This window comes from Nonomuraea sp. CA-141351 (assembly GCF_050944675.1).
Classification (GTDB): Bacteria; Actinomycetota; Actinomycetes; order Streptosporangiales; family Streptosporangiaceae; genus Nonomuraea.
This window is the reverse complement of sequence record NZ_CP191982.1, coordinates 12,611,581-12,626,067: the sequence shown is the minus strand read 5'-3', so window position 1 is coordinate 12,626,067 and position 14,487 is coordinate 12,611,581. Positions and strand designations below refer to the sequence as shown.

General features: G+C 71.3%; 14 protein-coding genes. 10 read left to right on the top strand and 4 right to left on the bottom strand.

Annotated features, from left to right (window positions below):
• Positions 1-13: 13 nt before the first annotated feature.
• Positions 14-673 carry a response regulator gene (locus tag ACQPWU_RS59410; protein WP_433435870.1) on the bottom strand — a complete coding sequence of 220 codons (660 nt, stop codon included), beginning with the start codon at positions 671-673 and terminating at the stop codon, positions 14-16.
• Positions 670-1,833, bottom strand: a complete 1,164-nt coding sequence (locus ACQPWU_RS59405; protein WP_433435869.1) for a sensor histidine kinase — start codon at positions 1,831-1,833, stop codon at positions 670-672. The genes ACQPWU_RS59410 and ACQPWU_RS59405 overlap by 4 nt, the downstream gene beginning before the upstream one ends.
• Positions 1,834-2,027: 194 nt before the next feature.
• Here ACQPWU_RS59405 and ACQPWU_RS59400 point away from each other — a divergent pair, with 194 nt between their 5' ends.
• The 4 genes from ACQPWU_RS59400 (at position 2,028) to ACQPWU_RS59385 (ending at position 7,304) form a co-directional block, all read left to right on the top strand.
• The gene (locus tag ACQPWU_RS59400) at positions 2,028-3,047 is read left to right on the top strand and encodes a carboxymuconolactone decarboxylase family protein (RefSeq protein ID WP_433435868.1); all 1,020 of its coding nucleotides are present in this window, start codon (positions 2,028-2,030) and stop codon (positions 3,045-3,047) included.
• Entirely contained in the window at positions 3,044-3,433 is a 390-nt protein-coding gene (locus ACQPWU_RS59395; protein ID WP_433435867.1) for a hypothetical protein, read from the top strand. Before ACQPWU_RS59400 ends, ACQPWU_RS59395 begins: the two co-directional genes overlap by 4 nt.
• Positions 3,430-4,878: a multicopper oxidase family protein gene (locus ACQPWU_RS59390; RefSeq protein ID WP_433435866.1), complete on the top strand. Its 1,449-nt coding sequence runs from the start codon at positions 3,430-3,432 to the stop codon at positions 4,876-4,878. Before ACQPWU_RS59395 ends, ACQPWU_RS59390 begins: the two co-directional genes overlap by 4 nt.
• A 131-nt stretch (positions 4,879-5,009) precedes the next feature.
• Complete coding sequence (locus ACQPWU_RS59385; RefSeq protein ID WP_433435865.1) at positions 5,010-7,304, top strand: xanthine dehydrogenase family protein molybdopterin-binding subunit; 2,295 nt, start codon at positions 5,010-5,012, stop codon at positions 7,302-7,304.
• Between the two features lie 14 nt (positions 7,305-7,318).
• Here the strand turns inward: ACQPWU_RS59385 and ACQPWU_RS59380 are convergent, their stop codons facing one another.
• Positions 7,319-7,489: a hypothetical protein gene (locus tag ACQPWU_RS59380; protein WP_360686057.1), complete on the bottom strand. Its 171-nt coding sequence runs from the start codon at positions 7,487-7,489 to the stop codon at positions 7,319-7,321.
• 203 nt (positions 7,490-7,692) lie between these two features.
• Between ACQPWU_RS59380 and ACQPWU_RS59375 the strand changes: the two genes are divergently transcribed.
• The 4 genes from ACQPWU_RS59375 (at position 7,693) to ACQPWU_RS59360 (ending at position 10,820) form a co-directional block, all read left to right on the top strand.
• Positions 7,693-8,160, top strand: coding sequence for an ATP-binding protein (locus ACQPWU_RS59375; protein WP_433435864.1), 468 nt, complete (start codon positions 7,693-7,695; stop codon positions 8,158-8,160).
• Between the two features lie 120 nt (positions 8,161-8,280).
• A complete protein-coding gene (locus ACQPWU_RS59370; protein ID WP_433435863.1) occupies positions 8,281-9,630 on the top strand; it encodes a choice-of-anchor Q domain-containing protein in 1,350 nt (449 codons plus the stop codon).
• 182 nt (positions 9,631-9,812) lie between these two features.
• Complete coding sequence (locus tag ACQPWU_RS59365; RefSeq protein ID WP_433435862.1) at positions 9,813-10,385, top strand: RNA polymerase sigma factor; 573 nt, start codon at positions 9,813-9,815, stop codon at positions 10,383-10,385.
• A gap of 48 nt (positions 10,386-10,433) precedes the next feature.
• Positions 10,434-10,820, top strand: coding sequence for a peroxiredoxin family protein (locus tag ACQPWU_RS59360; RefSeq protein WP_433435861.1), 387 nt, complete (start codon positions 10,434-10,436; stop codon positions 10,818-10,820).
• Here ACQPWU_RS59360 and ACQPWU_RS59355 read toward each other — a convergent pair.
• A complete protein-coding gene (locus tag ACQPWU_RS59355) occupies positions 10,742-12,109 on the bottom strand; it encodes an MFS transporter (RefSeq protein ID WP_433435860.1) in 1,368 nt (455 codons plus the stop codon). The two genes, ACQPWU_RS59360 and ACQPWU_RS59355, sit on opposite strands and share 79 nt — an antisense overlap.
• A gap of 82 nt (positions 12,110-12,191) precedes the next feature.
• On the opposite strand from ACQPWU_RS59355, the gene ACQPWU_RS59350 reads away from it, so the two are divergent.
• Together ACQPWU_RS59350 and ACQPWU_RS59345 are read left to right on the top strand one after the other, a co-directional pair.
• Positions 12,192-13,175 carry an Lrp/AsnC family transcriptional regulator gene (locus tag ACQPWU_RS59350; RefSeq protein ID WP_433435859.1) on the top strand — a complete coding sequence of 328 codons (984 nt, stop codon included), beginning with the start codon at positions 12,192-12,194 and terminating at the stop codon, positions 13,173-13,175.
• A gap of 89 nt (positions 13,176-13,264) precedes the next feature.
• Positions 13,265-14,479 carry a hypothetical protein gene (locus tag ACQPWU_RS59345; RefSeq protein WP_433435858.1) on the top strand — a complete coding sequence of 405 codons (1,215 nt, stop codon included), beginning with the start codon at positions 13,265-13,267 and terminating at the stop codon, positions 14,477-14,479.
• The last annotated feature ends 8 nt before the right edge of the window (positions 14,480-14,487 follow it).

Sequence of the window (14,487 nt, the reverse complement as noted above, 5' to 3'; positions counted from 1 at the left end):
CCACCACATGCCCTCAGGCCCGACGCGGAGTGACCAGCCCCGACTCGTAAGCGAAGACCACCAGCTGCGCCCGGTCACGCGCCCCCAGCTTGGTCATCGCCCTGCTGACGTGCGTCTTCGCGGTGGTCGGACTGATCACCATGTGCGCGGCGATCTCGTCGTTGGACATGCCGCGGGCGACCAGGGCGGTCACCTCGCGCTCGCGGTTGGTGAGCACGTCGACGCCCTCCGGCTCCGGCGATGGGCGGCGGGCCACGTACTCGCCGATCAGGCGGCGGGTGATGGCGGGCGACAGCAGTGCGTCGCCCCGGGCAGCGACCCTGACGCCCTGCAGGAGGTCGGCGGGCTCGGTGTCCTTGACCAGGAACCCGCCGGCGCCCGCTCTGAGCGCGTTGAAGACGTACTCGTCGAGGCCGTAGTTGGTGAGGATCACCACGTGGACCTCGCTCAGCCGCTCGTCGGCCGCGATGCGCCTGGTGGCCTCGATGCCGTCCATCACCGGCATCTGCACGTCGATGAGCGCCACGTCCGGCAGGTGCTCGAGGGCGAGTGCGATGGCCTGCTCGCCGTTCGCGGCCTCGGCCACGACCTCGATGTCGTCCTCGGCCTCCAGCAGCGCGCGGAAGCCGCCGCGGATGAGTGCCTGGTCATCCACGAGCAGCACGCGGATCACGTCAATTCCCCCAGTGGAAGCTCTGCGCCGAGCGGAAGCTCCGCGCGTACGGTGAAGCCGCCCTCCGGGCGGGGCTCGGCCCGCAGCCGGCCGCCGAGCGCCGTGACCCGCTCGCGCATGCCGAGCAGGCCCACGCCGGGCACGGGCGGCGCGTCCCTGCTCGCCCGTCCGTCGTCGTCCACCTGCACGACCAGCTCGTCGCCGCCGTAGTCGATGCGCACCGACGCCGCCGCCCCGCCCGCGTGCCTGGAGACGTTGGTGAGGGCTTCTTGCACGATCCGGTACGCGGCCCGGTCCACCTCGGGCGGCAGCTCCCTGCGTACCCCCGAGATCGTCACCGTGGCGGGCAGTCCGGTCGAGCGCGCCCGCTCCACCAGGCCGTCGAGCCGGTCGAGGCCGCTGGCCTGCGGTTCGCCGTCGTCGGAGTCGTCGCGCAGCACCTCCAGCGTGGCGCGCAGTTCGCGGATCGCGTCGCCGCTGGCCTCCTGGATGGCCTGCAGCGCGGCGGGAACCTCCTCGCCGCGCTTGCGGGCCAGGTGGACGGCCACCCCTGCCTGCACCTTGATGATCGAGATGCTGTGCGTGAGCGAGTCGTGCAGCTCCCTGGCGATCCTGAGCCGCTCCTCGCCCGCGCGACGGCGGGCCATCTCCTCGCGGGTGCGCTCGGCCTCGGCTGCCCGCTGCTCGGCCTGCTCCACGTACGCCTGCCGGTGCCTGGCGACCGTCGCCGTCACGCCCGAGGCCAGGAACCAGCCGAGCAGCAACGTCGTTGCCGTGACGATGTCCTGGGGGTTCCGCTCGCCGGCGGTGGCCAGGCTCCCCGCCAGGCTGGTGCCCAGGAACACCGCGCTCGCCAGCGCGGGCAGGAGCCGGTGGCCGGCCCGTACCGACCCGAAGACCGACAGCAGCACGGGGAACGAGGCGGGTGGGCCCGGCTGGGCGTGCACCGAGTAGACGAGCATGCAGGCGGTGCTGAGCAGCAGCGACACCAGGGGCGCCCGCCGCCAGGCGACGAGGGAGAGCGAGCCGATCAGGACGGCGGCGAGGTCGAGGGCGCCCGCCTTCGGAGTGACCAGCACGGTGGCCGCTTCCATGGCGGCCACGACGGCGGCGAGCGCGCCGTCCAGGGCGAGCGGCCGCCAGCCGCGCGGAGAGGTCATCCCTGCACATTAGAGCCTCTGCCTGGACACGGTCCTCGGCGGCCGGTCGTAATTCGGTGCTACTCCCGGCGAAGTACTTCGCACGATCCTGCGCCCAGGGTGGTAGGTGAGGAGTCTCCTCGGGCACGACGACCCGGCGCCGGGAGAAGAGCACGATGTCCGGCTATGGAGATGATCCGAGATGGGGGCCGGTAATGACCGGCCAGTTCCGTTATGTCACCCCGGTGGAGGAGCAGTCGGCGACCGGACGGGTCGCCGAGGTCTACGCGCAGCTCGCGGACGACTTCGGCATGGCGCGCATGGCCGTCTTCCTGACCCTTTCGCCTTCCCCTGAGGTGCTCGCCGCGACCTGGGCCATGCTCCGCGAGTCGCTGCTGGCAGGGGAGGAGCCCAGAGCCGCCAAGGAGATCGTGGCGGTGGGCGTGTCGATGGCCAACCGCTGCCCGTTCTGCGTGGCCGCGCACACGACGCTGCTGCACGCGACCGGCGACCACCGGCTGGCGGAGACCATAGCCGCCGGCGGCACGCCCGCCGATCCCCGGCACGCCGAGCTGCTGGCCTGGGCCAAGTCGCGGCGCCGAACGCCGGAGATCGGGCCCGAGCACATCGGCACGGCGCTGACCTTCCACTTCATCAACCGCATGGCCTCGTCGCTGCTCACCGAGAACCTTCTCCCGGCCAACCTCCAGAAGTCGCGCCTGGTCAGGAGTGTGGGCGGCCGGGCGATGGCCCGCGTCGTGCGCAGGCGGCTGTCGCCGGGCGAGAGCCTGTCGCTGGTCGCGGACCTGCCCACGCTGCCGGAGCCGGCCTGGGGCACGGGCACGGCCGTGGGAACCGCCTACGCCGCGCTTCGGGCCGTGGCAGGGACGGGTGGCGAGCTGCTCGGGGAGTCCGCCCGCGCCGCCGTGACCGGCGCGGTCGCGGCCTGGGACGGGGAGCACCCGCCGATGGGCAACGCCTGGCTGGACGGGCCGCTCGCGGACGTGCCCGCCGGGGAGCGGCCCGGGGCCCGCCTGGCCCTGCTGGCCGCGCTCGCGCCGTACCGGGTGACCGACGCGGACGTGGCCGCCTGGCGCGGCTCCAGGACGGACGAGGACCTGGTACGGCTCTGCGCGTTCGGCGCCATCGTGGCCACGGAACGCGCGGAGACCCTCATCACCACCGGACGCGGGGAGGCATTCGCCGCGGGAGCACTCTCGGGAGACAGATCATGACCGCACAGCACACGCTCGCCGCCCGGCCGGCGACCTGGCCCATGCAGGTGCTCAGGGCCGTGGTGGTCCTGCACGTCGTCGCGCTGCTGTTCCAGTCGGTGACGGCGGGCCTGCTGCTCTCCTCGCCCGGCGGGCGCGCGCTGCACATGGCCTCGGCGATCGCCCTGCTCGCCCTGGGGGTGGCGCATCTCGTCGCCGCGATCCTGGTCCGGTGGCCCGGCGGAGGGAAGGGCCAGTTCATCGCTCCGGCCGCGTTGCTGGTGGCGTTCACGGTGGTGGCGGCGATTCTCGGCGAAGCCGGGGTGAAGGTCGTGCACGTGCCGCTCGGGGTGCTGCTGTTCGGCGGGGGCGTCGCGCAGCTCGGCCGGATCATGTCCCGGCCATGACCCCCACGCGACGCGACATGCTGCGGCTGCTGGGGCTGGGCGCGGTGGTGGCGGCCGGGGCGCCCGGCTGCTCGCTGATCGCCGGCACCCCGCAGCCGCAGCTCCTGGCCAGCAAGGCGCCGCTGCCCAAGCCGTTCGCGGTGCCGCTGCCGGTCCCGGAGGTGGCCAAGCCCGTGCGGAGCGCGGGCGGGGCCGACTTCTACGAGCTGACCGAACGCGCGGCCGAGGTGGAGCTGCTGCCGGGCCTGCGCACCGGCATCTGGGGGTACGGAGGCACGTTCCCCGGACCGACCATCGAGGCACGCAGCGGGCGGCGAACCGTGGTGAAGCTGGTCAACCAGCTCGGCCAGCCGACCGTCCTGCACCTGCACGGAGGGCACAACCCGCCGGAGTCCGACGGCTTCCCCACCGACCTGGTGGCGCCGGGGGCGTCCCGCGAGTACGTCTTCCCGCTGGATCAACGGGCCGCCACGCTCTGGTACCACGACCATCGCATGGACTACACGGGGCCACAGGTCTGGCGCGGTCTGGCCGGGATGTTCCTGGTGCGGGACGCGGAGGAGGAGGCGTTGCCGCTGCCGACCGGGGAGCGCGACCTGCCGCTGCTGATCTGCGACCGGTCGTTCGCCGCCGACGGGACGATGCTGTATCCGGGGCTGCAGGGCCGGCCCGGGGTGCTCGAGGCCTACATGGGGGGCGTGCTGGGGGACGTGATCCTGGTCAACGGGGCGCCGTGGCCGGAGCTGCGGGTCTCCAGAGCGCGGTACCGGCTGCGGCTGTGCAACGCCTCCAACGCCCGGACGTACGAGCTGGCGACCGGTGGGCCGATGATCCAGATCGGCACCGATGGCGGGCTGCTGGCGCAGCCTCGCACGGTGCGGCAGCTCCGGCTGGCCCCCGGTGAGCGGGCCGATGTGGTGATCGACTTTGCCGCGTACAAACTGGGGCAGTACGTCGAACTGCGGAACCTGGAGGGGGAGGGCGCGCAGGGCAAGGTGCTGCGGTTCGCCGTGGACCGGGACGAGACCGACGAATCATCCGTGCCCTCGCGGTTGTCCACGGTCGAGGCGCTCGACCCCGGCAAGGCCAAGGTGACGCGGGACTTCGAGTTCAGCAACGGGGGCATGGGCTGGCTGATCAACGGCAAGCCGTTCGACCCGAAGCGGATGGAGGCCAGGCCCAAGCTCGGTGACATCGAGGTCTGGCGGCTGAGCAGCGACGTCGCCCACCCGGTCCACCTGCACCTCGACCACTTCCAGGTGCTGACGGTCAATGGCGAGCGCCCGAAGGGGCCGCCCGAGTGGAAGGACACCGTCGAACTGCGGGACGCGCAGACCGTCGAGATCGTCACCCGCTTCACCGACTACCGCGGCCGGTACGTCCTGCACTGCCACAACCTCGAACACGAGGACATGGCCATGATGGCGGCCTTCGAAGTCGTGTGAGCCCACCGTCGGTCCCCTTCCCGGTCGCGGTCCATTGGCGGGGAGGGGGACGGGTTGCGGTGGGTTGGGCGATGGCGCCTCTGCTGTGGTGGTCGTCGACAGGTCGGCGAGGGGCGCTCAGAATCGGGACCATGGGTGAGCCTTATGTCGGCGCTAGGACGCCGCGACGGGAAGACGCCAGGCTGTTGACCGGGAAAGGCAGGTACGTCGGTGCGGTGCGGCTGCCCGGCACGGCCCACGCGTACGTGGTGCGCAGCCCCATCGCCCACGGACGGCTGGTCGGCTGCGACGCCAAGGCGGCCTGGGCGGTCGAGGGCGTGCTCGACGTCATCACCCCCTCCGACGCCGCCGACCTGCGCCTGCCCTGCGTGAGCCTGGCCCCCGGCCAGCGCATGACGTCGTACCGGGTGCTGGACGACACCATCAGGTACGCCGGTCAGCCCCTCGCGGTCGTCGTCGCCCGCACCCCCGAGGCCGCCAGGGACGCCGCCGAGGTCGTCGATCTCTCGCTGGACGAGCTGCCCGCGGCGGTAGGGGCGGAGCGGGCGCTGGAGGACGGGGCGCCGCTGCTGTACCCGGAGTGGGGCACGAACGTGGTCACCGACTTCACGCTGGGCGACGCGGACTGCGCCTCCTTCGTCGAGCAGGCCGCGCACGTCGTCGAGATGACGTTCACGATGGGGCGGGTCTCCCCGTACCCCATGGAGCCGCGCGGCGTGGTGGCCTCGTACGCCGGCGACGAGCTGACCGTGCACGTCTCCTCGCAGGCGCCCCACCACGTGCGCGAGCACCTGGCGGACGCGTTGGGGCTCTCCCACGGACGGGTACGCGTCATCAGCGGCGACACGGGCGGCGGGTTCGGCGGCAAGGAGCACGTCTATCCCGACGAGGCCCTCATCTGCCTGGCCGCGATGCGCCTGGGCCGGCCGGTGAGCTGGTCGGAGTCGCCGGGCGACCGGCTGTTCGCCACGCTGCCGGCGCGGGCGGCCGTGCACCGGGCGCGGCTGGCGCTCGACGACGACGGGCGCTTCCTGGCGCTGCACGCCGACGTGATCGGTGACATGGGGGCCCATCCCTCCAACGTGGGCGCGGCGACCTTCGCGGTGACGGCCACGCTGCTGCCCGGGCCGTACCGGTTCGACCGGGTGGCGGTACGCGTGCGCGGCGTCGTCACGAACACCACGCCGACCGGCTCCTACCGCGGCTTCGGCCAGCCGGAGGGCAGCCTGACCAGGGAACGGCTGATCGACGAGGCGGCACGCAGGCTGGGGATCGACCGGGTCGAGCTGCGGCTGCGGAACATGCTGGGGCCCGGCGAGCTGCCGTACACGACGCGCGTCTACCAGCGGTACGACTCCGGCGACTACCCGCTCGCCCTGCGTACCCTCCGCGACCTGGTCACGCCCGTCGAGAAGTCCGACGGGCGCAGGCGCGGCATCGGATACTCCTGCCACGTGGAGAGCACCGGCATGGGGCCCTCGATGGACCTCAAGGCCACCGACATCCAGGCGGCCGGCTACGAGACGGCGGTCCTGCGGATGGAGCAGGACGCGTCCGTGGTCGTGTCGTCCGGGGTGGTGTCGATCGGGCAGGGCATCGAGACGGCGCTGGCCCAGCTGGCGGCCGACCGGGTGGGGGTGCCGATCGAGCGGGTCCGGGTGGTGCTGGGGGACACGGCGGCCACGCCGTACTCGTCGATCGGGTCGATCGCGAGCCGCTCGCTGGCGGTCGGAGGTGGGGCGCTCATCCGGGCCGCCGACCAGCTCCGCGGCAAGCTCGTGGCGCTCGCCGCGCACCGGCTGGAGGCTTCCCCCGACGACCTGGAGATCGCCGAGGACGCGGTACGGGTCAAGGGCGACCCGGCCGCGTCGATCACCCTGCGCGAGCTGGCCACGTCGGCGTGGCGCGGCTGGGACCTTCCGGACGGCGTCTCACCCGGTCTGGAGGAACGGGTCAGCCACGACCCGGCCGGCTACACGTTCGCCTATGGGGCGCACGCGGCCGCCGTGGCCGTGGATCCGGAGACAGGGGCCGTCGAGGTGGAGCGCTACTGGGTGGTCAACGACGCGGGCGTGCTGGTCAACCCCGCCGTGGTGGAGGGCCAGATCTGCGGCGGCGTGGCCCAGAGCATCGGCATGGCGCTGACCGAGGAGATCGTCTACACCCCCGAAGGCCAGCCCATCACCGACTACCTGCTGCCGACGACGCGCGAGGTGCCGGACATCGAGGTCGTGATGCTGCAGACGCCCTCGCCAGTGACGCCGGGCGGCATGAAGGGCGTCGGGGAGGCGGGCACGATCGGCCCACCGGCCGCCATCGCCAACGCGGTCGCCGCCGCCCTCCCGGAGATCGCGGACCAGATCACCGACGTCCCCCTGACCCCGGCCCGCCTCTGGTCCCTGCTCGCCGCCGCCCCGCCCCGCTGACCCGGCGTCCGGGCTCAGGTGAGGTCCTTCAACTCCTTGCCCGCCTTCGACAGCGCCTGCTCCAGCGCCTTCATCCCGGCGGGCTTGGGCTTCGGCGGCGGCTCCCCGCGTTTGCCCGGCCGGCGGGCGGCGCCGGGGCGTGGCTGGGGGTCGTTCTTGGACGTGTTCTCGTCAGCACTGCTCATGGCACTGCCCATACCCGTCGTTTCGGGCGCCTGTTAAAAAGAATTGCGATTTCTCGCCGAAGATTCGACCCAAAAGCCTTCTTCGTGCGTACACGTTTCGACAGCCGTGTACGTCAACCCATAGGCAGGTCCTCTTGTTGAGCGAAACGCGTATTCGCTGCCCTTCGGTCCGGGAAGCCCGGGAAGCACAGGAAAGAGATGCCATGACCACGCTGCGATCAGCTCGCCGGAGCCGGATGCAGTACGTGTGGCCGCTGCGCGATGACGCCCAGACCGTCGGCCACGCGAGAGTGATCATCCGCGAAGAATTGTCGGCACTCTCCCTTTGTTCGGATCTCGTTGACGACGCCGTCCTCATGGTGAGCGAACTGATCACCAATGCCCTCATGTACGGCGACGGCCCGTACGAACTGGCCCTGCACATCGACGCCAAGGAGATCATGTGCGTGGTCGTGGACAGCAGTCCGCTGTTGCCGCAGCCGTCGCCGCCGGACGTGCAGGCCGAGCACGGGCGCGGGCTGCGGATCATCGCCAGGCTCTCCGACGGCTTCTACGGCTGCCATCCCCAGCGCTACGTCACACGTCCTGACCTGGTCGGTAAAGCGACCTGGTTCGCGTTGCCGCGGAGCGGGGCGACTGGGAACGTGGTGCCGCTCCGAGCGGGGACTTAAAGGCCAGGAATTAAGTCAGGAAAAATAGCGACTTTTCGACAGGGGCCGGTTAAGGTGGCAGCCGCAAGCTGGGGATGATCTTCGTTGCGTGACGGAGCCCCGGCCAGTTCTGGAGGCTGAATGTCAGGCTGGAACCTGCGGACCGGCGCCACGGCAGCGGCGCTCTCGCTCGCTGCCACCACCCTCGCCACGACCATGGCGACGGACAGCGCATCGGCGGCCGCCGCGGTCTACTACGTGGACTCCGTCAGCGGCAAAGACTCCGCCGCCGGCACCTCGGAGGCCACCGCGTGGAAGACGCTCACCAAGGCGTCGGCGGCGACCTTGGCGCCCGGCTCCAAGCTGCTGCTGAAGCGTGGCAGCACGTGGAAGGGGCAGCAGCTCAGCATCACCGAATCGGGCACTCCCGACGCCCCGATCACCGTCGACACCTACGGCACGAGCAACGCCAGACCGATCGTAGCCGGGCACACCGAGGCATGCGTGAGCCTGGAGGGCTCCCAGATCCAGGTCTACAACCTGCAGGTCGGCCTGCCACAGGACGACGGCCGCTGCGAGTGGGCCGGAGTCAAGGTGACGGGCAACGACAACGTCATCGAGCGCAACTACATCACCGGCGCCGCGGCCGGCGTCTACATCGCGCCCAAGGCGCTCTACACCGCGGTGACGGCCAACGAGTTCGTGGACAACAACCACATGAGCGCGCTCACCGAGGAGCCGGGCAACGACGACTCGGGCGCGTTCGCGATCCTCGTCCAGGGCGACAGCTCCAACATCGGCTGGAACGAGATCCGCGGCTCGATCGCGTTCAGCTACGACTACGGCATGGACGGCGCGGCCGTGGAGATCTTCCTCGGCTCCCACAATCGCGTGCACCACAACATCGCGGTGGACAACGAGACCTTCACCGAGCTGGGGACGAGCAGGGACGTCAACGAGGACGGCAGCCCCGTCGACCCCGACGGCACCTCGGGCAACGTCTTCGAGTACAACGTGATCACCGGCCCTCAGACCGGCGCGGCCCTGGTGACCCGCGGCCCGCAGGAGCCGGGAGAGGAGCCCGAGCCGAACGGACCCGTGCTGGGCACCGTGTTCCGCAACAACAGCGTGTACCTGACCCAGGCCGACTCCCAGGGCGTGGTCTGCGACGCCGGCTGCACCAACGCCCACCTGTCGATGTCGCAGAACGTCATCCAGGCCGTGAAGAAGACCGCCTACGGCCCGAACGTCACCGACAGCCACCACAACGTGTTCTTCGGCGCCCAGCAGCACCAGATGGGCGGCACGAACAACGTCACGGCCGACCCGCTGTTCGACCTCACGAACACGGAGCAACCGCTGAGCCTGCGTGCCGGCAGCCCCGCCATCGATCTCGGCGTCACGAAGTTCAGTGACATGGACGTGACCGGCCGGGCGATCGACGGCAGCGACGGCGCAGTCGACGCGGGGGCGTACGAGTACGACAAGTGACTTCCTCCCCGGCGTGAACACGCCGGGGATTCCCCCACGTCCGCCGTGGGGTTCTTACTGCTTCTTCCACGCCACCTGCACGTCGCAGGGGTGCGCCGGAGAGGTCGGTCCTGGAACGGTGAATCCTTTCGCGGTGTGGGGGCCTCTTATGGGGTGACGGTCACGCTGGGGAGGAGATTCGGATGAGTGCCGGCTGGGCGAGCACGCGGCTCATCGAGGCCGCACAGGCTGGTGATCGAGAGTCGATCACAGCGGTGGTCCATGGCGCTCATCCTCACGTGCGGCGCTTCGCGGAGCATCTTTGTGCGTCCCCGCAGGATGCCGAGGACGCCGCGCAGGAAGCGCTGATCATTCTCTACCGGAAGATCGGTTCACTGCGCGCCACCGGGGCGCTGGCATCGTGGATGTTCAGAATCGTCCGGAACGAGTGCCTGCGCCGCGCTCGACTGCTGTTCGACGGCTATGACGAGGGCGGCGCCGGTCTGGTGACCTCGGCCGAGGACGAGGTCATCCGGCGCCTGGAAGCCGAACTCGTCGCGCAGGCGATCAGGGAGCTGCCGGACGTTCAGCGCAGAGTATTGATCATGCGGGATGTACTGGGCTACCCGGGCCGGAGGGTCGCGGAGGTGCTCGGCCTGAGCAACGCCGCGATGAAGTCCCAGCTGCACCGGGCACGTAGCACGGTCCGGCTCAGCCTGGGCGCGAAGACCGACGCGACCGGCGGCCCGCACGAGGCCGGAACCACCAGCGCCTGACCTGAACGGACCGTATTTCCACCACCCGAATTGAAGGGGAGTTCCGCCATGCTCGAAACCGGATCACCCGCGCCCGACGTAGTGCTGGAGGACACCGACGGCCGCACCGTCCGCCTGTCCGACTACCAGGGCGACAATGCCGTGCTCGTCTATTTCATGCGGTCGACGTCGTGCCCGGTCTGCAACAGGCACGTCCAAGACCTCATCCGGCGCCGCGACGAGCTCGCTGCCGCCGGCGTCCGGGTGCTCGTCGCGGTTCCCGAGGACCGCCAAGCAGCGGCCGAGTGGAAGGTCAGGCGCCAGATCCCGTTCCCCGTCCTCACCGGCCGCCGCAGGCTGATCTACTTCGGGGCGGCTCACCTGGCTCTGCTCGAACGGACCACGGCCAGCACCAGCAGGCCCGCGACCAGGCCGGTGACGGCGCTCGCCCGGTAGACGTCGTTCAGCGCCGCGTACGGGGCCAGGTCGCCCTGGTACAGGATGCCGAGCACGGCGATGCCGAGCGCGTAACCGAGCTGCCTGACCGTGTTGACCGCGCCCGCGGCCATGCCCGCGCGCTGCGGCGGCACGTACATCATGGCGGCGGAGTTGAGCGACGGGATGGCCAGCCCAACGCCGAGGCCCGTCACGGCCAGGCCGGGCGCCAGCGCGGTCCAGGTCGAGTGCTGGTCGAGAGTGCCCTGGAGGTACGCGCCCGCGCCGATCAGCAGCAGCCCGCAGCCGATCGCGGCGCGGGCAGACAGCCGGGGGAACAGGCGGGAGACGGCCACCGAGACCACGAGGGAGGTGGCGGCCATCGGCGTCAGCGCCAGCCCCGCGTCCACCGGGCCGAGCCGGAGAACCCCCTGCAGCCAGATCGAGGTGAAGGCCATGCACGCGAACGCGGCCGGCATCAGCAGCGTGGCCCCCGTCATGATCCCGCTGAACGACTGGTTGGCGAACAACCGCAGGTCCAGCATGGGATGGTCGCTACGGGTCTCGATGACGACGAAGGCCGCCAGCGCCACCGCCGCCCCGGCCAGCGGCACGAGCGCCTGCGCCGTCGTCCAGCCGTGCTGCCCCGCCTCGATGAGTCCGTACGTGAGCGCGCCCGCGGCAACCGTGAACGTGACCATGCCCGGCCAGTCGAGCCGGCCCTTGCCGGGCAGGCGCGACTCCTCGACCGTTCGGAGGGTGAGCCAGATGGCGGCCAGGCTGATGGGCAGGTTGACCAGGAAGATGGCCCGCCAGTGCAGGTGCTCGGTGAGCAGGCCGCCGAGCACGGGGGCGACGGCCGCGGCGGCGCCGTTGACGCCGCCCCATATGCCGAACGCGATACCGCGCTGCCTGCCGTGGTAGCCGGCGCTGACGAGGGCCAGGGTCGTGGCCATCATGGCGGCCCCGCCCACGCCCTGGAGCACACGGGCCGCGAGCAGCACGCCGCCGGTGGGCGCCAGGCCGCAGGCCAGGGAGGCCAGCGCGAACACGGCAAGCGCTCCCAGGTAGACCCTGCGCCGCCCGGCGTGGTCGGCGAAGGAGCCGGCGGCGAGCAGCAGGGCGGCCAGAGCCAGCGCGTAGCCGTCCAGCAGCCACTGAATGTCAGTGAACGTCATGCGGAGATCGGTGGTGATCTCGGGCAGGGCGACCATGACGATGGTCACGTCGACGAGGAGCATGAAGGCGCCGAGACAGGCGGCCACCAGGGGCCACCAGTTGGTCCCCGTCGCTTCGGAGGTCTGGGTCATGGCGACCACGGTCGGCCATGTCTGCGGGTATTCGCCAGCGGAAGCGGAGATCTTGGCGATTTTTCACGCGAGATAGCCTGTAATGGTGGAAAACATCGAGCTGGACGAGGTGGACCGGGGGCTGCTGCACGCGTTGGAGGTGGACGGGCGGGCCTCGTTCAGCCGCATCGGCGAGGTGCTCGGCGTGTCCGACCAGCGGGTGGCCCGCCGCTACCGGCGGCTGCGCTCCAGCGGCATGGCACGGGTGGTCGGCGCCGTGGACGGGCATCGGCTCGGTTACGAGTCATGGGTGCTGAGGCTGCAGTGCACGCCCGACGCGGCGGTCTCGATCGCCGAGGCGCTCGGACGGCGCTCCGACACGTTCTGGGTGCACCTGCTGTCCGGCGGCACCGAGATCTCCTGCAGCGCGACCCAGCGCACGGCGAAGGAGCGCCAGTCGCTGCTGCTGGGCAGGCTGGCGCGGACGGACCGCGTGCTGTCGGTCACGGCGCACAGGAGGCTGCACATGTTCGTCGGCGGCCGGGTCGGCTGGGTGGGGCCGGCCGCGCTGTCGCCCGAGCAGGTGGCGGCCCTGGCGGCCGGGCGCGTGTTCACCGGTCATGGCGGGGACGAGCCGATCACGCTGGGTCCCGGCGACGACGCACTGCTGGAGGCGCTGTCGCGGGACGGCCGTACGGGCTACGCGGACCTGGCGGCGGTGACAGGCTGGTCGGAGTCGACGGTCAGACGCCGCATGGAGCAGCTCTGCGCGGCGGGGGCGATCTTCTTCCATCTCGACGCGCTGCCCGCGCTGCTGGGCAAGCGGGTGGAGGCGCAGCTGTGGATGTCGGTGCCGCCGGCCGAACTGGACAAGACGGGGCAGGCGATGGCCGGGCACCCGGAGGTCGCGTTCGTGGGCGCGACGACGGGCCCGTCCAACCTGTTCGCCACCGTCGTGTGCGACGACGACGCGGCGTTCTACCGCTACCTGACCGAGAGCCTGGGTGCGCTGCCCGCGATCGGGCACATCGAGACCGCGCCGATCATCAGGACCATCAAGCGGTTCGGGTCCGTACTCCCCCTCTGACGGTAGGGCGGACCCTACCGAGCGGTGGGTGGTGCGCAGGCTGGGGAGCGACCGCGCCGATCCGTAGTTTTCGGTGCATGAAGACTCCCATGAGAACGAGACTGCTGGCCCTCGCCTGCGCCGGGCTCGTCCTGGCCACCGCGACCGCCCCGGCCGCCCTGGCCGTGACGGGAGCATCCCGGTCCCAGGCCGTGACGATCGACGACAGGGGCTCGATCGTCTCCGCCGACCGGCTCGCGCGCTTATCGGCCGGACAGGTCGCCGCCTATCTGACCAAGAGCAAGTTCCCGGTGCCCGCCAAGCCGCAGGGCGCCGATCTGTACGCCGTGGTCTACCGTACGCTCGCCGTGGACGGGACCCCGACCACGGCGAGCGGCATCGTCGCGCTGCCCGCCAGGTCCCGGAAGGACCTGTGGACGGTCAGCTACGAGCACGGCACCCTGGCCACCAAGGCCGACGCCGGATCGGTGTCCGACGGCGACGGGCGGGCGGCGCCGCTGATGTTCGCCGCCGCCGGGTTCGCCGGGGTGGCGCCCGACTACCTGGGGCTCGGCAAGGGGCCCGGATTCCATCCGTACATGGACGCGGCCACCGAGGTCTCGGCCTCCGCAGACCTGCTGCGGGCCGCCAAGGAGCTGGCGGGGCGGAAGGGGCGGACGCTGAGCGGTGACGTGCTGGTCACCGGCTTCTCGCAGGGCGGGCAGGCGTCCATGGCGCTGGGCAAGTGGCTGCGCGACGACTCCGAATTCAGGCTGCGTGCGGTCGCGCCGATCGCGGGGCCGTTCGATGTGCGGCACGCGGAGATGCCCGCGCTGCTCGGCGGGCGGCTCGACCCGCACAGCGCCACCTACTACCTGGCCTACTGGACGGTCTCGATGAACCGCCTGCACCACCTCTACGACTCGCCGTCGGAAGTGTTCCGTAAGCCAGGCGTCGAGAAGCTGTTCGACGGGCGGCACAGCTTCGACGAGATCGTGGCCGGGCTGCCCGCGTCGCCGCGCAAGCTGGTCACCGCCGCCTACCTGGAGCGGATCTCGCACCCTTCCGGGGCGGTGCTGAAGGCGATGGAGGCCAGTGACGGCACCTGCTCGGGCTGGCGTCCCGGCGTGCCGGTCCGGCTGTTCGCCGGCCGCGCCGACCGGGACGTGGCCGTCGCCAACTCCCGCCACTGCCTGCGCGACCTGCGGGCGAGCGGCGTCGAGGCGTCCCTCACCTACGTCGGGAACGTCGATCACACGACCTCGGCGTTCCGCTCGCTGCCGCGGGTGCTCGACTGGTTCACCGGCCTGCGCCGAACACCGTGATAATCGAG